Source organism: Pseudoalteromonas sp. SG45-3 (assembly GCF_014164075.1).
In the GTDB taxonomy this organism is placed as follows: Bacteria; Pseudomonadota; Gammaproteobacteria; order Enterobacterales; family Alteromonadaceae; genus Pseudoalteromonas; species Pseudoalteromonas distincta.
Map to the genome: position 1 here is coordinate 21,630 of NZ_JACJEN010000011.1, position 18,070 is coordinate 39,699.

At 37.4% G+C, this 18,070-nt stretch carries 15 protein-coding genes; 8 read left to right on the plus strand and 7 right to left on the minus strand.

The genetic code is table 11. The annotated features are described in order from the left end of the window. The first annotated feature begins 473 nt into the window (after positions 1-473). A complete protein-coding gene (locus H5126_RS13145; RefSeq protein ID WP_182720987.1) occupies positions 474-3,611 on the plus strand; it encodes a DUF3427 domain-containing protein in 3,138 nt (1,045 codons plus the stop codon). A gap of 22 nt (positions 3,612-3,633) precedes the next feature. Further along, a complete protein-coding gene (locus H5126_RS13150) occupies positions 3,634-5,061 on the plus strand; it encodes a hypothetical protein (RefSeq protein WP_182720986.1) in 1,428 nt (475 codons plus the stop codon). Between the two features lie 99 nt (positions 5,062-5,160). Here H5126_RS13150 and H5126_RS13155 read toward each other — a convergent pair whose 3' ends face one another. From H5126_RS13155 to H5126_RS13180, 6 genes are all read right to left on the minus strand, one after another. After that, positions 5,161-5,730 (minus strand): hypothetical protein, encoded by a 570-nt coding sequence (locus tag H5126_RS13155; RefSeq protein ID WP_182720985.1) that lies wholly within the window; start codon positions 5,728-5,730, stop codon positions 5,161-5,163. 16 nt (positions 5,731-5,746) lie between these two features. Next, positions 5,747-6,097, minus strand: coding sequence for an STAS-like domain-containing protein (locus tag H5126_RS13160; RefSeq protein WP_182720984.1), 351 nt, complete (start codon positions 6,095-6,097; stop codon positions 5,747-5,749). Further along, the gene (locus H5126_RS13165; RefSeq protein ID WP_182720983.1) at positions 6,090-7,004 is read right to left on the minus strand and encodes a hypothetical protein; all 915 of its coding nucleotides are present in this window, start codon (positions 7,002-7,004) and stop codon (positions 6,090-6,092) included. The genes H5126_RS13160 and H5126_RS13165 overlap by 8 nt, the downstream gene beginning before the upstream one ends. Beyond that, complete coding sequence (locus tag H5126_RS13170; protein WP_182720982.1) at positions 7,001-7,696, minus strand: hypothetical protein; 696 nt, start codon at positions 7,694-7,696, stop codon at positions 7,001-7,003. The genes H5126_RS13165 and H5126_RS13170 overlap by 4 nt, the downstream gene beginning before the upstream one ends. Positions 7,697-8,196: 500 nt before the next feature. After that, a complete protein-coding gene (locus H5126_RS13175; protein WP_182720981.1) occupies positions 8,197-9,345 on the minus strand; it encodes an HNH endonuclease in 1,149 nt (382 codons plus the stop codon). Beyond that, entirely contained in the window at positions 9,342-9,938 is a 597-nt protein-coding gene (locus tag H5126_RS13180) for a bifunctional 2-polyprenyl-6-hydroxyphenol methylase/3-demethylubiquinol 3-O-methyltransferase UbiG (RefSeq protein ID WP_182720980.1), read from the minus strand. Before H5126_RS13180 ends, H5126_RS13175 begins: the two co-directional genes overlap by 4 nt. Before the next feature lie 333 nt (positions 9,939-10,271). Here H5126_RS13180 and H5126_RS13185 point away from each other — a divergent pair, with 333 nt between their 5' ends. From H5126_RS13185 to H5126_RS13210, 6 genes are all read left to right on the plus strand, one after another. Further along, positions 10,272-11,012, plus strand: coding sequence for an ABC transporter substrate-binding protein (locus H5126_RS13185; protein ID WP_182720979.1), 741 nt, complete (start codon positions 10,272-10,274; stop codon positions 11,010-11,012). A 13-nt stretch (positions 11,013-11,025) separates the two neighbouring features. Next, complete coding sequence (locus H5126_RS13190; protein WP_182720978.1) at positions 11,026-11,766, plus strand: ABC transporter substrate-binding protein; 741 nt, start codon at positions 11,026-11,028, stop codon at positions 11,764-11,766. A gap of 291 nt (positions 11,767-12,057) precedes the next feature. Next, positions 12,058-13,656 (plus strand): ABC-F family ATPase, encoded by a 1,599-nt coding sequence (locus tag H5126_RS13195; RefSeq protein WP_076914907.1) that lies wholly within the window; start codon positions 12,058-12,060, stop codon positions 13,654-13,656. Positions 13,657-14,293: 637 nt separating this feature from the next. Next, the gene (locus H5126_RS13200; RefSeq protein WP_182720977.1) at positions 14,294-15,037 is read left to right on the plus strand and encodes a ferredoxin--NADP reductase; all 744 of its coding nucleotides are present in this window, start codon (positions 14,294-14,296) and stop codon (positions 15,035-15,037) included. Between the two features lie 250 nt (positions 15,038-15,287). After that, a complete protein-coding gene (locus H5126_RS13205; protein ID WP_182720976.1) occupies positions 15,288-16,031 on the plus strand; it encodes a nuclear transport factor 2 family protein in 744 nt (247 codons plus the stop codon). Between the two features lie 9 nt (positions 16,032-16,040). Then, entirely contained in the window at positions 16,041-16,361 is a 321-nt protein-coding gene (locus H5126_RS13210; protein WP_182720975.1) for a hypothetical protein, read from the plus strand. Between the two features lie 683 nt (positions 16,362-17,044). Here H5126_RS13210 and hemH read toward each other — a convergent pair. Beyond that, positions 17,045-18,064 carry a ferrochelatase gene (gene hemH, locus H5126_RS13215; protein WP_182720271.1) on the minus strand — a complete coding sequence of 340 codons (1,020 nt, stop codon included), beginning with the start codon at positions 18,062-18,064 and terminating at the stop codon, positions 17,045-17,047. Positions 18,065-18,070 lie beyond the last annotated feature (6 nt).

Below are 18,070 nucleotides of genomic sequence, written 5' to 3' on the forward strand. Positions count from 1 at the left end.
CTTTCTCTTTAGTAACTAGCTCATTACCTCAATCAACGCTACAAAACCCACCTAAACACCTGTAGGCGCTCAGCTTGCTCGCGCGAAAAGCGAAGCTTTTAAAATAATTTACTTATATCGCGTTGGCGATGGCAACCAAAGAGAAGTAACCGCCGACTTCTCTTTGGAATCTCTCGGCGCCCCTCAATTTCACTTATCCTTAAACAAATAATTGATATGAACGTAAACGCGATGAACGCACATCCATGTGCAAGCATCCCTTTCCTCGAATCCATGCGAGGTAATTACTCATTAATTATGTGTTTGCAGGTGAAGTTGAAGGGGATAATTTCTTAGCATCATCATTTGATTGTTCTATCGGCTAATACTTAACTCACACGTTTGTACTTAATTACTAGTAACTTAGTCGATTATTACTTGTAGCTGTACCGTATTTAAGTAAACTAACTACTCGCAAACAGGGAGTGGTTTTAATGCAGCAAATTGGTATTTACGAGCAGTTAATTACGCAAGTAATTGAGCAAAACTTAAATCGTGATCAATTTTATGTTGGCGAGCGCCAGCTTGAAACGGCCGAAGCGGCAACATGGCTTTCACGCTTTTTAAGTAAACTTGTAACGCATGCAATCGATGCTATTCCCAACTCAAACGAGCGCCTACAAGAACAAATTAGCCTAGCTAACAGCCTTGTACTTTGGCTTAAAGATCACATTCGTGATGACGAACTAATTAACGAAAACCTGATCGACAGCCAAGGCCGAATACTTACCGCGCTGTTTAATACCCAAAACCCTATTGCGGCTAATCTTAAAGATTACTCAAGCGATATATTCCCACTCACAGGCCTTACGCAAAGCGAGTTATTTAGCGGTGCTAATGCAGGTATATCGCTCGAAACCGAGCTAAAGCGCGAGATTAAATCGTCCGACACTATTTACTGGCTTGTCTCATTTATAAAATGGACGGGGCTGCGCATTTTTAAAAATGAGCTTGAAGCGTTTACCAAAAGCGGCAATAAGCTCAAAGTTATTACTACTTCGTACATGGGCGCAACGGATGCTAAAGCCGTTGAGTTTTTAGCAAACCTACCAAATACCGAAGTAAAGCTAAGTTATAATAATCAGCAAGAACGCCTACACGCAAAGTCATATTTGTTTATGCGCAATACGGGTTTTCATACAGGCTATATTGGCTCGTCTAACTTATCGCATTCGGCGCTTACCAGCGGCCTTGAGTGGAACTTAAAAATTACCGCACAGGAAATCCCGCACATAATAGCTAAAACCAAAAGTACGTTTGAAACCTACTGGGAATCAAAAGACTTCGAGCTATTTACAGGCGCTGTTGAGTGTAAGGAAAGGCTCATTAATTCACTTAACGAGCAACGCGGTGTTGGGCAATCAAGCAGTCAGTTTTATTTTGATATAACACCAAAAACGCATCAGCTCGCTATTTTAGAAAAGCTAAGTGCTGAGCGCAGCGTACATAATCGTTTTAAAAATTTAGTGGTTGCTGCAACCGGCACAGGTAAAACCATCATATCGGCGTTCGATTTTAAAACTGTTTACGATAAAAACCCAAACGCACACTTTTTGTTTGTAGCCCACCGTGAAGAAATACTAAAACAAGCGCAAAGCGCTTACCGTGGCGTGCTTAAAAATAACGACTTTGGCGAGCTGTGGGTAGGTAACTATAAGCCACAGCGCTACAACCAATTATTTGCGTCAATCCAAACGCTGAACAGCCAAATTGCATCACTCAATTTAACTCACGATTACTACGACTACATAGTGATAGACGAAGTACATCACGTTAGTGCTGCAAGTTACCGCGCTATTTTAAATCACTTTAAGCCCACAATATTACTTGGCTTAACCGCCACGCCAGAGCGACAAGATGGCGCAAATATACTCGATGATTTTTGCGGAGTAATAGCCGCCGAAATACGTTTGCCAGAGGCTATAAATCAACGCCATTTATGCCCATTTCAATATTTTGGATTGGATGACGACACCGACCTAAGCCAAATAACATGGCGAGGTGGCCGTTACGATATAAGCGAGCTAAGTAACCTTTATACAGGAGAGAACAGCCGCGCTAATAAAATTATATCGAGTCTTGCTGATATCGTAACCAATGTTCACACAATAAAAGCACTCGCGTTTTGTGTAGGCCAAGATCACGCTGTATTTATGGCGGAAAAATTTAACTTAGCGGGTATAAACGCCGATGTACTGACCAGTAAAAACACTAATGAGCGCGCGGTCAAACAACAAGCACTTCGCCAAGGCGAAATACAAATACTTTGCGTGGTTGATATTTTTAACGAAGGTGTCGATATTCCAGAGGTCGATACCCTACTATTTTTACGTCCGACTGAAAGCTTAACGCTGTTTTTACAGCAACTAGGCCGTGGTTTGCGCCTGCCCGACAACAGTCAAAAGCAATGCTGCACCGTGCTCGACTTTGTAGGTAATGCTCGCCCAGAATACGACTTTGCCAGTAAATTTCGCGCACTCATTGGTAAAAGTAACCAGCCTATAAAAACCGAGATTGAAAACAACTTCCCGCATTTACCGCTAGGTTGCCGTATAGAGCTACAAAAACGCACACAAAAAACGATACTAAAGAATATTAGAGATGCTATTAATACTAGAGATCGCTTAATAAAGCTTATAAATAGTTACTCTCAACATACGGATAAGGAATTAACTCTAGGGAATTTTCTGTACATTTATCCTCAAGTGACTCTAGAAGATATCTATAAACGTGGCGGATGGAACTCACTAAATAGCTCAGGTATACCCGTAGAGCAAGCCGATATTTACGCCGCGTATTATCGAGCAATAAACAATCAACTATTCGCTTGTGATTCCCTTAGCTACTTATGCTTTTTACGTAATTTATGTAACAACGACTTTAGTTTTACGCCCACAGCGCAAAATCAACAGTATGCGCTTATAGCGCATTACAACTTTTGGGATACCACAGGTATAAGTTTAGGATTTAAAACGCTTGAACAAAGCTTAAAAGTACTTAAACACAAAGAGCTACAGTACGAACTTACGCAAGTAATTACGCTATTAATAAACCGTATTCACCAACAAGAAAGTGATTTAGCGTGCCTACCTAACCACGCAATAAAATTACACAGTCGCTACACCCGCCAACAAATATTGGCCGCGTTTGGCATCCACACGCTTGAGCAAAAGTCACCTGCTCGCGAGGGAGTATTAGTTATCGAAGAACAGAAGATTATTCTGCTTTTTGTAACTCTAAATAAATGCGAGAAGACTTACTCACCCACGACACTTTATCACGACTACGCAATCAGCCCGACCCTGTTCCATTGGCAAAGCCAAAATAACTCACGACCAGAACACGGACGCGGTCTAAGCTATATTGAACACCAACAAACAGGCAAAACCATCTTGTTATTTGTGCGCGAACAAGGCAAAGACGAAAATGGCCGAACTATGGGTTTTGTAAACTACGGCGAGGTTAAATACCAAAGCCATAACGGCAGCCAGCCAATGAATATAACGTGGGAATTAACAAGCCCCATGCCAAGTGAAATGTGGCATGGGGCTGGGAAGTTAGCAGTTGGGTGATAAATTGTAATGAGGATATTTTATGAGCCATAACTATAAAATGACGAGGGCATACAATGAGCAAAACTGGATCACGAGTATTGATGATGTTCAAAGAGGTCTAAAATGTAATTGTACTTGCGTTGATTGCGGAGCACAGTTAATTGCCAAAAAAGGAGCTATACAAGCAAACCATTTCGCCCATGCTCCAGATGATCAAAAAGCAAAACACTGTAAATGGAGCTACGAAACAGAGCTTCACTTATTAGCTAAAGAAGTACTTAATAATAATAAAAAGCTAACAATACCAATTGGTAATTTTGATCCTTACAGCTTCACACTTATTTTTGATAATGTTGATATTGAAACTCCTATTGATAATTCTAGACGAATTCCTGACGTAATTGGTTATTCAAAGGGTGAGCAAATTTTAATTGAAATCGCGGTGTCTCACTTCTGTGGAACTGATAAAATCAGCGAGTATAAAAGGTTAAATAAGAACGCAATAGAATTCGACTTTAGTAATTTTATTCCTACCTCTGAAGTAATAACATTAGACGAAGTGAATGATTTATTTGAAAACTCAAATGCAAAATGGCTGAGTATTGCTCCTGCTGGATTTATAGGAGAGCTGTGCCATGCACATGAACGTCAATCAATTAAAGATTTAATGTTTGAAAGAAGGGAGTTTTTAAATAAATACGAACAAGAAAAGAGAAGCTTATACTCAGCAGTAACGTTTCTAAAAGAGCAATTACGTGATTTATCATATACTAAAAATAATCTTGAGGTAATTGTAAAAAAAGACGAATCAAAAATTCGTAATACGTACAGGATAAAATATAAAAGACTTGTAGAGAATATTAAATATGCTACGGAAGAACTATTTCAGGTCAATCAAAATATATCTGAACGATCAAATATAAAAAATGAAATTGATGCTTATGAAATTAGACTGAGAAACGAGCTAAATGTAAAAAACCAAGACTTAATAAATAAGCAAAAGAAGCTATTGGAAGATATCAAAAGTTTAGAGCTCGCAAAGAAATTTAAAATCGAACAAAGTAAAAAAGAAGTTTATGATTTTGTCGAAAAACAAAAAGTATTTTTAATATCTAATTTCAATGAGAGCCTTCAAAATCAAGTCTCTGAATTATCCTTAACGAAATTAGAAATAAGATCAGAAATAATCCAACTATATAAAAAAAGAGATGAATTACAAAATATAGTATCTGAAAAACAAGACATTATTGATTCAATAAGTGCTCAGAAGGACGATTTAAATAATGAAAAAATACGATTGGAATTATTAAAATTAGAAGTTCAAAAACAGAATAGACAATACCAAACTGCAGCAAAGAATATTGAAAGAATTACTCCCGATTTAAGGGAGCTAACTCGTAAAGGTGGAATTCCATGGCCCTTTACACACAACTTAATTGAAGAGTTAAGTAAGGATTTGAAATCTTAAATTTATCAAAGATGTAAGCACTAGGACACCATTGCTAATACTACTAAATTAACAATGGTTAAAAAGCCTGTACACATATCAAAACATTGAAAAATTTAACTATTTCAAGTTGTAAATTTGAAGTATAAAAAAATGAAAAAATATTAGAGGCGGTGGAAGCAGGACCAAAGCTAATAATCCAACATTAAATAACTTTTTTAAAGAAATATGCGCAATTGGAAACGCTAAGTAAAACCCATCCTTTCCTTCTTTGTAAAGTATTTCTGTATAAGCTATTATTTTGCTTGTTCGCTCAGCTTTAAAGTTAGTCAAAGTATTATTTGAAATCATAAATTTAATACTTTGTAAGTCCATAACTTCTATTGACTCTAAAAAAGTTTTATAGGTAGTATCATTATTCCAGTTAATATTAAAATTGCCTTCCAACTCTTGCCTTAATAATTTAACTTTAGTTACATTTACCTGTTCAAAATGTTGCCATTCTCTCAATTGTTTATCTAATTCGGATAAAGTTATACTATCCCAAAAGTTACAAACTCGATCAGCTAATTTATGAATCTGTTCATTATATTCTTTAAGAACATCTTTAGCCTCAGCACGTGTTGAATTAACTAAAGAAATAGCAAAAACAACACACCAACCGATTATAGAAATTAATAATACTAGCAAATTAGACTCTAATAATTTATCTATTTATAGCAGCTGAACCTTGCTGGTTACTCGCTGCCTCTTTGATATACCGCCACGCTCTATCAACATCATATGAATCAGCTGACTCAATTGTAAGATTTTCCCTTAGTTTATCGTAGGTCAGTCCTTCGACTCTTATTAGCCCACCAAAGGTTTCTTCCAAAAATGAAGAGCTTAGCTCCACCTCGATATCATCGAGAATTACAGTAACTTTATCAAATTCATTTAGAGCATTAAGCAGGCGATCTTTCCTGAACTCTTCACCACTGTGGGGGCCATCTGATTTATACCTACCAAAAGGTATTAGGCTAAAGTCTTTTAAATAAATAATGTTGCTATTACTCATAAAATTGCAAACTCCATTCAATTATTGTTGCACCTATAGTGTTAGGGTATGAATGGCAATAAATATCGTCATTCTCGAATCTAACCTCTACTTTAGAGCTAATCACAGTAAAATAATCTGTATTATTCTCAGATAATATTGGATGTTTCATATCTTCAGAGCCCTGACCACGACCACTTATACGTGTCGAAGAAATACCTTGCTCCATAGCATAGGTTAAGGCTGAATTCTCATCTAGTTGCCATTTATGACTACTCTCTGGAAAACCTTTTTTTATATTATTAACAATACCAACACCTCTATCAAGAATAATGCATTGTAGGTGTTTAGATCCGGACTCATCTTCTACTATTTGAACACATGACCACCAACGCCTATACAAAAAATTATGGTAATCTTTAGTATATGCATGATGCAGAACATTCAGCATCCCCTCATTGATAGCAGCAGAGAGTCTTTTAGGTAATTTATCAAGCATATATTTATCACAAATATGCCTAACTAATTTTCCCATATCAGTTATTGGATCGTTACCTGTAAGATAATTACTACCTATAAAATACAACTGTTCAAAGCTGTCGGCACTAATACCATTCATAGCAGTCAGAAGGCCTGTTGAAGAAAATAAACCTTTTATTTTAGGCTCTAAAGGTGGAATGATTTTTACATTTAATCTTACATTTTTGTAAGAACCACAAAATCTTATCCTGTGAATAGAAGATAGTAATAGTACAGATGCCGATGCACTGTAAAATTCTAAATGCTTTAAATCTATTATTATAGGTTTATTTTGTTGTAAAGCAGCTTTGTCGCAATCATTTAAGAAAGAAAGAGTTTTCCCACGAGAAATAGTGTCATATAAACAAAGTTTCACAGGTGCTTTTATTGTTGTAAATTCTAACTTCATTGCTCAAAATACCACCTAATCAAAGTTCCTTTAATATTCCCCGAAGGGCTAAAGTTACTAAATATTAAAGAATTTTCATTTTCCTCACAAAAAGGGCCTTTAAATTCCACTGCACCAGTGCCGCTAATCACCTCAATTAAGAGACAATTTTTTAACCTGAGCGGTGTTAATATTCCACCAGATCCACTACCTCCCCACTGCTTTTTACATGAATTACCTGACTGCATTGCATGAGTGATGATTTCACAAGGCTCTTTTATATTTTGCTTCGAGAATGCTTCAAGTATACCCTGTCCACGGTCATATATAACGAAGTCCGTAGTTATTTTTTTATCAAACTGCTCAGAACGGAACAGAAACCAAAAAAATTTATACTTTTCAGTTTTAGCCATTCCTTCATATGCGTATTTTTGAATGTTATTAAAAGCTTCACTCAGTGCTAAATCAATATGGCGAGGTAATGACTGCTTGACAGTATCTTTAAGGTATTGGAGGAAAAGGAAATAGCCATCTACCCTGCCATATAAAAACTTTTCTTCAATTAATTTGCCATAGCTGTTTTCAGATTGACTATTAATCATCAAAATAGGGCTATCCTTAGTCGGAATTGGATATTTGCTAAAATCAAAATTATTCCAGTCCTTGATTGCGCTATTGGATAAAAAGCACAAACACTCTTCAATTCTATACATTAATTCCTCAGTCTATGGCGTAACAATTCAAAGGTTAGCCTCTAAAATCAATACTATATTTTTTAGAAATTCAGAAAAATACAAAAACACTCCAATTCCCCGTGATCACACCTGAAACTTAGTTAATGATGAGTAATTTACAGCATGGATGCTGTACAAAGCGTAGCTTGGCCACGGATGGCCTATCTACGCTGGTTACGTTCACATCATTAACGTAAGTTGAAGCTACAGTGTGATCCTCGGGTGCGCCGTGGGATTCCAAAGGGCGGTAGGCGGCAGCCGTCCTTTGGTTGCCATCGCCAACGCGATATAACCTCGAATAGAGGTTTTTAATCCCTTGAATCCGAAGTAAAAAACAACTTATGAGCGCGATATAAAATCGCACCTACGCATTAATTACACCGAAATTTAAAAGCTTCGCTTTTCGCGCGAGCAAGCTCAGCGCCTACAAATTAAAGCGCGATAAACTCATGCCTACAGCACGAACTACAAATTCTGTATTAAACGTCATACCTTGGCTTTTCTTCAGCTACTAAATCCAGCCCTGCACTTGGTTGCTGATATTTAAAACTAGCCGCCTCTTCAAAATAACCTTTTTTTACCCATAACTTTGCACTGTTAACCTGCGCAACCTGATATGCCCAATTACTGACTGCAAGTGACTTATCTGAATCACAATAAAAGTAAGGTTGGAGTTTATTGGCAATTTCGGCTTTATGCGTATCGAGGTTTTGTTCTAGCCAGCGGTCGCGGTGAGCGAATGCTGCGAGGTGGTCTCGCTTATTGTTATTACAATCAGCATGCGCAGCAACAAAGTTATGAGCTAAGTCGTTTGGATAGCGCTTAAACGGAATAAAATGGTCGACCTCTGGTGTTTTTTTAGTTTCTTTTTCGTTTTTTAGGTTCATTGGCTTTTGGCAATAAAAGCAAAGCCCTTTTTGAATATCAATAAGCAGCGGCGCAACTACTTTTAAAGCAGTTCTGTTAGTACCAAACAAAAATTCTTGTAGCTGGCTTTGCGATCCCAATAACGTTTGATTCGCTTTTATTGTTTGTACTTTTTCTACCCATTCAGTAACACTAAGATGCACAACCAAATCGTAAAAACGCCTAAAGCACTGAGCAATACCTACATTTAAAACAATTCGCTTTGGCTCTCTACCTTTACCTAAAAGTGTATGAGGATATAAAAAGCACTCTTCTTTTCCCGAAAGTAACTGCAAGCGCCAAAGAGGCCCATCAATAAATGTACGCCGTAATGAGCTTATTACTTTGCTGTATTGCTGATGATTTTTGAATGCGTTATAACTTTTAATACCTGCATTTTGCAGCTTAAATATCTCGGTAATGAACTTTGCTTGGCCTAAGCTATTTTGCTTAAGTAACATATCTTCGGCATTGGTTATTATATCTGTTGTGCCCAATGCATATGGCACTGAATGATTCCAATACAGTTGAATAAATTTATCAACCAAAGTGTCGATTTCAATTTCCATTGGGGCTTCGGGATTACTATTTTTATGCTCTACACACACATCAGCAATTGCATGTAACAATGCATATTTGTAAGTAGCTGTGAATTCACCTTCAACTAACATTCGCTGAATATATGCAATAAAGTCGAGTTGTTGCTGCATTGCTCCAATCATAAAACGTGCACTACTTTAATAAGCGCATTTAGCCACACTTCGCTTTCGCGCTCTGGGCGCTTGTCAACACTTTGCCATTGTTTAATGGCTTTTAGCTGCGTATGGCTAAGTAAAAGCGTTAAAGCATTTTCGTTTAAATCGGTAAATTCACGACCATTATGCACACGCTCTGTATCGCCATATTTAAACGACACATATAAAACGCCATTCGGTTTAAGCGCACGTTGTAGGTTTAAAAACACCTGCGGTAACTCAGCTTTTGGAACGTGTAATAAACTAGCGCAGCACCAAATCCCGTCGTATTGATTTACACTATTTAGCTCTTGGAATGCTTTAACCGCTACAGGTTGTTGTAAGTAACTGCTTGCCAACTCTGCCAACTCTGGGCTTGCATCAAATGCACTCACGGTAAAACCCTGCGCTTTAAAAAATGCGGCATCGCGCGCACTGCCACAACCGGCATCTAAAATACTACCGTGTTGTGCAACGTGAGGTAAAAACTCAGCATAAAGCGCCGACATATCAACGTTAAGTGTTGAGTCGCTAAAAGCTTTGGCGTTTTGGTTGTAATAAGTAAGTGTGGTGTTTGACACGAGACTCACCGCTCCTTGGCTAATCGTTTAACAGCTAAGGTACTGTTAATACTGCATTCATTATTTGTTTAATCTACAGGAACAAGCGCATTAAATATAGGCTTAATAAGTAGAAATTTTTAAATTAATACGCCATTGTTATTAAGCACTGATGCTGAGTGACACACGCTGTATAAAATATAAAATACAACCACCTTTCTATAAACACCTGCATACTGGGCATTCTCATAATTACGGATGGTTTTTACATCTTTACACAATCCCGCGCCGCTAAAATACAAAAGCTGGTTTATACTGTTGTAATAATGAGCAAAATAATAACTATGAGGCGTAATGAATAAATTAATTACCGTATTTTTATGTTTGCTGTTTACGGCTCCGTTTAATGTATTTGCTTGTGAGAGAACCTTTAGCGTGGCATCGCACGATGCTTTTTGGCCGCCTTATGTAATGGGCATTAACGGTAAGCTGCAAGGCTTGGAGGTTGATGCGCTTAACATTATATTTGCTGACTCCCCTTTTTGTTTTGAAGTTAAGTTACTGCCAAATTCTAAGCGGGCTTTTATTGAGCTTAAATACGGCCGTATTGATTTGGAGTGGGCTGCAAGTTATACAGACGAGCGCGCTAAATATGTGCACTTTAGTGATAACTACCGAACTGAGGTTATGCGCTTATACGAAAACAAAAATAATCAGCATAGTGTTAAAAACCTCGAAGACATTTTTAAACAAGGCTTTATTGTTGGCGCTAACTTTGGAAGCTATTACGGTGAGGAGTTTGAGCAATATAAAACTAAATATAAAAAGCAGATTGAATACACCAGTGCAACCAGTAAACGCTTTGAAATGCTTAATAAACAACGTATTGATTTTGCTATTGAAGACGAGTTAGTGGGGGCTTATTTTGCCAAAAAAGGCTCAAATATCAAATTAGTAACCAATATTGAGCATGTAAATAAAGACGATATTTATTTAATGTTTAGCAAACAAACGGTGTCGGTTACTGAGCTTGCGGTAATTAATGAATATATAAACAAAAATAAAACAGCACTTAAAGCGTTGTTTGAACACTAATTTAAGGAGTGTAATGAAAACTTTATTTTTAACATTTACTACACTGCTATTTACTCACTTTAATGCCCTTGCGTGTTCAAAAACATTGGTAATGGGCACTAACGAAACTAATTGGCCGCCTTACCTTGTTAAGCAAGGTGATACATTTTTAGGCGCAGAAGTGGATGCTGTAAACGCTATTTTTAAAGATTCAAAATTTTGTATTAAATGGACTTATTTTCCGAGTTTTTCGCGTGTTCAAGCTGAGCTTAAAAATGGCCGAGTAGATATGACCTACGCGGCAAGTTACACAAAAAAACGCGCACAATATGCGCACTTTAGTTTGCCCTACCGCGAAGAAGTTATGCATCTTTATAAACATAAAGACTCGCCTGATGTAACCAGCTTAGCTGATCTTTTTAGTCAAGATTTTACAGCAGGTATTAACCGAGGAAGCTTTTTTGGTGATGAGCTTGAACAACTCAAAACCAAATATTCAAAACAGGTCGTGCTTACTGCTCAAGCAAATAATCGATTTAGCATGTTAGATAAAAAACGAATCGACTATGTTATTGAAGACTCCGTGGTTGCGCAGTACTTTGTAAAAAAACACTCCTCAATTTCGCAGGTAAAAACTATTACACCGATTAACGTTAACAATGTGCATTTTATGCTAAGCAAGGAGTCGCTAACACTTGATGACGTGACGACTGTTAATCAGTTAATTACCAAAAACGAGGCGGCGATAAAGTCAATTTACCAACCTATGCATTAAAACATAGCTAATAACTTAGCTATTTGGCGCCCCCTCTTTAATATTGCTTGGCATTAGTAATTATTTACATTGTGGCTGTAAGTACATTCAACACTACATACGTTAAAAATAGTGACCTAAAACCGAGAATTGCCGTTATTTTTACTTGGTTATAAATTAGCTGCCTTTTATCTTTCATTCGTTGTGGCTGATCTGTATAATTCGCCAGCTAATTTACCCTATTGTCTGGTTCTTGTTTGTGGCGTTTTGCTGCAGCGTACTCCTGTCAGTACTAATCTAGGATTACCTTTTTTGATCTCCACCGCAAATATTACGATGCAGTTTGGCGCAGAGCCGTTGTTTGAAAACATTTCAGCTAAATTTGGTAACGGTAACCGTTACGGTTTAATTGGCGCTAACGGCTGCGGCAAGTCGACTTTCATGAAAATTTTAAGCGGTGCGCTTGTTCCAAGTGCGGGTAATGTATCTATTACTCCAGGGTTAAAAGTAGGTAACCTAAGCCAAGACCAGTTTGCTTTTGAGCAATACAGCGTTGTAGACGCGGTAATTATGGGCGACGTGGAGCTTTGGAAAGTAAAGCAAGAACGCGAACGTATTTACTCGTTACCAGAAATGAGCGAAGAAGACGGTATGAAAGTTGCCGATCTTGAAAGTGTATTTGCTGAAATGGACGGTTACACGGCAGAAAGCCGCGCTGAAGAAATTTTGCTTGAAGCAGGTATCGATAAAGAATTTCATTACGGTTTAATGGCAAACGTTGCCCCAGGTTGGAAACTACGTGTGCTTTTAGCACAGGCGTTATTTGCAAACCCTGACATTTTGCTACTTGATGAGCCTACCAATAACTTGGATATTCATACAATTACGTGGCTTGCTAACGAGCTTAACAAACGTAAATGTACGATGATTATTATTTCGCATGACCGTCACTTTTTAAACTCGGTATGTACACACATGGCCGATATTGATTACGGTGAGCTGCGTATTTACCCTGGTAACTATGAGAAATTTTTAGAAGCTGCGGGCTTACAACGCGAGCAACTTTTAGCTGAAAATGCTAAAAAGAGCGCTGAAATTGACGAGCTACAAGACTTTGTTAACCGTTTTGGTGCTAACGCTTCAAAAGCTAAGCAAGCAAGTTCGCGCGCTAAAAAAATGGATAAAATTAAGCTTGATGAAGTTAAATCTTCAAGCCGTATGAGTCCATCGCTTTCGTTTGACGAAGGTAAAAAAATGTACCGTCAGGCGCTTGAAGTTAATAAGCTTGGCCATGGTTTTGATGGCGAAACGTTATTTAGCGGCGGCGACTTTTTACTTGAAGCTGGCGCTAAGCTTGCCGTAATTGGCGAAAATGGTGTGGGTAAAACTACATTTTTACGCTGTTTAGTAGACGAGCTTAAAAGTAATGAAGGCGAAATTAAATGGTCTGAAAATGCGAGCTTTGGTTATTGCCCGCAAGACAGCACTAAAGATTTTGATAACGATTTGACGTTGTTTGATTGGATGTCGCAATGGCGTACAGCTAAGCACAACGATTTAATGGTTCGTGGCATGTTAGGCCGTTTGTTGTTTACAGCTGACGATTCAAACAAAAAAGCGCGTAACTGTTCTGGTGGTGAAAAAAATCGCCTGTTATTTGGTAAGTTAATGATGCAAGACGTTAACGTGCTTGTTATGGACGAACCAACTAACCACATGGATATGGAAGCCATTGAAGCGCTTAATAACGCGTTAAAAGATTTCCAAGGTACGCTTATTTTTGTAAGCCATGACCGTGAGTTTGTTTCGTCATTAGCTACACGTATCATTGATATTAAAGATAAAAAAGTAATCGACTTCCAAGGTACGTTTGACGAATACCTAGCAAGTTGTGAAGAGAAAAAAGCGTAAACTCTTTCTGATTGCTTATAAAAACGGTGTTAAATTTAGCGCCGTTTTTTATGTGTGGAATTTGAGTTTAACTATAAAATTAATTAATAAAGGCTTAAATAAATAATTCACTAAGAGGTTAAGAGACGCTACGCTTTTAGAGTCAGTGATAAAATACTCGTTTCTGGCTTGGTTCTTCTCATTTACTCCTCTTTGGCTTCTCCTAGTGCAATAGTTTTTCAAGTAAATAGTTCACTAATGGTGATATAAGACGCAGCGCTTTTAAAGTAAGTGATAAAATACTCGTTTTCTTGCTTCGCTCTTCTCATTTACTCCTCTTTGGCTTCTCCTAGTACAATAGTTTTTCAAGTAAATAGTTCACTAATGGTGATATAAGACGCAGCGCTTTTAAAGTAAGTGATAAAATAAAAAACACTGTTTTTTGACTTAATTTTTCTTAGTTACTGCAGCATCGCTTTCTCTTATGCAATTAATGACTCTTATCGCAGAGCTAATTATTCACATTATTTTATTGGTAATTACTGCACACATCACTGCTTTAAATCTAGTCATATTATCCTGTAAGTCTTTGTCACTTAATGCTAATGTTGATGGAGTGAATTATTTAAAACTTTAATAGCTAAACCAAGAGGTAACTATGTCTAATTGGGTTGAAGCAACAGTAAAAAATGTCACGTGTTGGAGCGAAACACTCTTTAGCTTAACCGTTAATGCAAACGTAGAGCCGTTTAAAGCTGGTCAATTTACAAAGCTTTCAATAATGGATGGCGACAAACGTATTGCTCGGGCTTATTCATATGTGAATGCCCCTGAAAACCCCGATCTCGAGTTTTATCTTATTAACGTAATTGACGGTTTGCTTTCTCCTCGTTTAGCTACTTTACAACCTGGCGACACCGTATTAATAGAACAACACGCAACCGGCTTTTTTACCCTTGATGAAATACCACAAAGTGATCAGCTTTGGATGTTAGGGACTGGTACTGCCATAGGCCCTTTTTTATCAATTTTACAACAGCCCGATGTATGGAAAAAATACAAAACTATAAATTTAGTGCATGGCGTACGTTTTAATAACGATTTAAGCTATCAAGCACTTATTAACGAGCTATTAAGAGTGTACCCAGCACAACTTAACTATATTCCGGTTGTAAGTAGAGAGGAGCCATTACAAGGCTTAAGTGGGCGAATTACTAACGCAATTGAGAGCAACCGTTTGTTTGAATATGTAAAATTAAACCCTGAGCCTAGTAATGCACAATTTATGATTTGCGGAAATCCACAAATGGTAAAAGACACAACCGCGCTACTTCTCGATAAAAACTTTACGCGTAACCGCCGTAAAAACCCCGGCAATATTACGGTAGAGCAGTACTGGTAGGCTTCAGTGGTGGTATTAACTACCCGATAACGTTAAAATTTGCTATGTTGCACCCTTATACTAATTTTATCAAAAATATGATCATTCTATTGCATTAAAAAACTCACTAACTGCGTTAAAGGTTATTCATATAGAACAACTATATGTCACAATTTTCGCGTTGTTATTGCGCTATTTTTTAACGCTGTAATAGATCGCCTATTTAATGTAATTGGTATTACACGTATTTAGTGTTCATTTTAGGAAAGTTATGAAACCGTTATCTATTATTTTAGCCTCATTAGTCACTACCGTTGCGCTAATTACTTATGCCGCAGAGCAAAGCGAGCCTAAGCAAAAAGAGCCGCAAGTTGAAGCTCAAACAAGCGTTGAAAAGCCAAAAGTTGAAAATGAGCAATCAGTAACTCAAACCAACACTGACGACAAAGTAAATACGCTTGAATACAAAGCGCCAGAGCTTAAAAAGCCAACAATTGATGCGACTAAACCAGACGATTCAAAAGTATTAGGTAACGAGCAAATTAAACCTGCTGAAAAGCCTAAAAATAAAATAGAAAAAGCAGTGGCTGTAGCCGAAGCTGAAAAAGCAGTAACGCAAGCAAAAGAAGCACTTACAGTTAAGCAGCAAACTAAAGCTAAACAATCGCGCGAATCACTTGCTGTGGTAGAGCAGCTAGTTAAAGCATATAACGCACGTAACATTGAAGAGTTTCTTCGTGTATATGCCGAAGATGTTGAGTTTTATATTTTCCCTAATGAGCTATTATTTAAAGGTAAAGAAAAACTAATAGAACGTTACGGGCTAATGTTTAAAAAGTTAAAGTGTATTCACTCATCACCAATTAAGCGCATAGTGCACGGTGATATAGTGATTGATCACGAACTTTCAGAAACTTGTTCAACTGACGAAAACGTAGTTGATAAACGCTCAGAACTTATTTCGAGTTATCAAATTAAAGATGGGAAAATAGTACGCGTACTGTTTTTTAGATAAAGGCTATTAATGCAAATAAATGACGACAAAAAAATTCGCTTAATGTATCGCATTGAGCCAGGTTGCCTTGGACCTAAGGGTGCTGAGCATGTTGAAGATTTTTGTCGTTTTGCAAACAAGCATATTAAATCCCCCTTTTATGGCCAATTTGTATTTTTACCACGTTACGATAAAACCATAGACGAGCGACAATACAGCGTTAACAGCCGTAATTTATCACTTGCTCAGGCTCGGGCTTACTTAAAGCACTTTGAAATTAATATTGAAGAATTTGAAGAACAACTCGACGAGCTCCTCACAAAAGCGATTGATTTATACTTTAAGCGATAGCGTTTAATTGCTGTTGCTTAGGTATTGCCTCCCCTCAAACGTACATTTTTATTTATTTTAATTATTATTAAATAATATAAGTAATTTCTTTCACAAAGATAAGGTAATCAGTAATAACTGAGAAAAACCAGTCCAGCCAATATGTATCACTACTCTAAAAGCGCAGCGCCTCTTAACCTCTTTGTGAATAATTAGCTCTTTAAAAGCCTTTATTTGCACAATGAGAAGTAAAAGAGGGGGAAATGAGAAAAGCCAAAACCACTATTTTTATGTTTTATCACTACTCTAAAAGCGCAGCGCCTCTTAACCTCTTTGTGAATAATTAGCTCTTTAAAAGCTTTTATTTGCACAATGAGAAGTAAAAGAGGAGTAAATGAGAAAAGCCAAAACCAGTATTTTTTATGTTTTATCACTACTCTAAAAGCGCAGCGCCTCTTAACCTCTTTGTGAATAATTAGCTCTTTAAAAGCCTTTATTTGCACAATGAGAAGTAAAAGAGGAGTAAATGAGAGCCAAAAACAAAAACAGTATTGTTATGTTTTATCACTACTCTAAAAGCGCAGCGCCTCTTAACCTCTTTGTGAATTAATTAACTAAATATTTTAAAAGCCTTAAAAACAAAAAAGCGGTGTTAATTTTAACACCGCTTAATGCGTAATATATTTAGCTTTAGTAAGCTTGGGCTACAACATAGGTTTTATAACATCAAACACAGCTTCTATATGGTCGTCTCTGTCGTTTAGTGCCGCTATGTAACGGTATTTTTTGCCGCCTGCGTTTTCGAATATTTCACGGTTTTCACCTTCTAGCTCTTCAAGTGTTTCTAGGCAGTCGGCGCTAAAAGCAGGACTTATAATAGCTACATCGGTAATACCTTCATCAGGTAAGGCTGCAAGGGTTGCGTCGGTATAAGGCTTTAACCACTCTGCTTTACCAAATCGACTTTGAAAAGTACTAATTACTTTGTCTTTATCAAGACCTAGTTTTTCGACAACTAAACGCGTGGTTTGTAAACATAGGCAATGGTACGGATCGCCGCGATCTAAAAACAATTTAGGCATACCGTGATACGAAAAAACAATTTTTTGTGGCATACCATTCGCTTCTAAATCCTCACTAATACTATTAGCAAGTGATTCAATGTAACGGGTGTTTTTATGATAACCATTTATAAAATGCAGCTCTGGCACCCAGCGCCATTTACGCAGTACGCTCGATACGGCATCAAAGGTTGAGCCTGTAGTTGGGCTAGAATATTGCGGATACATTGGCAGTATAATAATACGCGTTAAGCCTTTATCTCGTAGCTCTTCAAGGCCTGCCTCTATTGAAGGATTGCCATAACGCATTGCCATTACTACTTCAGTATTGGTATAACCTTGCTCTTTTAATAAAGTATTTAACTTTACACTTTGCTGGCGAGTAATGTGGGTAAGTGGTGAGCCGTTTTCGGTCCATATACTCTCGTATAATTTAGCCGAACGTTTTGGGCGTACGCGTAAAATAATGCCATGTAAAATTATCATCCATACCAAGCGTGGTATTTCTACAATGCGTGGATCTGATAAAAATTCGCGTAAATATGTACGAAGCGCAGCCGCTGTTGGTGCATCAGGGCTGCCTAAGTTAGTTAGCAGTATTCCCGTTTTTTGGTTAAAACGCCCATCATGGGGGTTGTCAGTAACCGCAGAAAATCGCGACACAGAGTG

What these genes read in the sequence shown, in the direction of transcription:
- H5126_RS13145 (WP_182720987.1), top strand. Translation starts at nt 474, where the DNA reads ATGCAGCAAATTGGTATTTACGAGCAGTTAATTACGCAAGTAATTGAG.
- H5126_RS13150 (WP_182720986.1), top strand. Translation starts at nt 3,634, where the DNA reads ATGAGCCATAACTATAAAATGACGAGGGCATACAATGAGCAAAACTGG.
- H5126_RS13160 (WP_182720984.1), bottom strand. Translation starts at nt 6,097, where the DNA reads ATGAGTAATAGCAACATTATTTATTTAAAAGACTTTAGCCTAATACCT.
- H5126_RS13165 (WP_182720983.1), bottom strand. Translation starts at nt 7,004, where the DNA reads ATGAAGTTAGAATTTACAACAATAAAAGCACCTGTGAAACTTTGTTTA.
- H5126_RS13170 (WP_182720982.1), bottom strand. Translation starts at nt 7,696, where the DNA reads ATGTATAGAATTGAAGAGTGTTTGTGCTTTTTATCCAATAGCGCAATC.
- H5126_RS13175 (WP_182720981.1), bottom strand. Translation starts at nt 9,345, where the DNA reads ATGATTGGAGCAATGCAGCAACAACTCGACTTTATTGCATATATTCAG.
- H5126_RS13185 (WP_182720979.1), top strand. Translation starts at nt 10,272, where the DNA reads ATGAATAAATTAATTACCGTATTTTTATGTTTGCTGTTTACGGCTCCG.
- H5126_RS13190 (WP_182720978.1), top strand. Translation starts at nt 11,026, where the DNA reads ATGAAAACTTTATTTTTAACATTTACTACACTGCTATTTACTCACTTT.
- H5126_RS13200 (WP_182720977.1), top strand. Translation starts at nt 14,294, where the DNA reads ATGTCTAATTGGGTTGAAGCAACAGTAAAAAATGTCACGTGTTGGAGC.
- H5126_RS13205 (WP_182720976.1), top strand. Translation starts at nt 15,288, where the DNA reads ATGAAACCGTTATCTATTATTTTAGCCTCATTAGTCACTACCGTTGCG.
- H5126_RS13210 (WP_182720975.1), top strand. Translation starts at nt 16,041, where the DNA reads ATGCAAATAAATGACGACAAAAAAATTCGCTTAATGTATCGCATTGAG.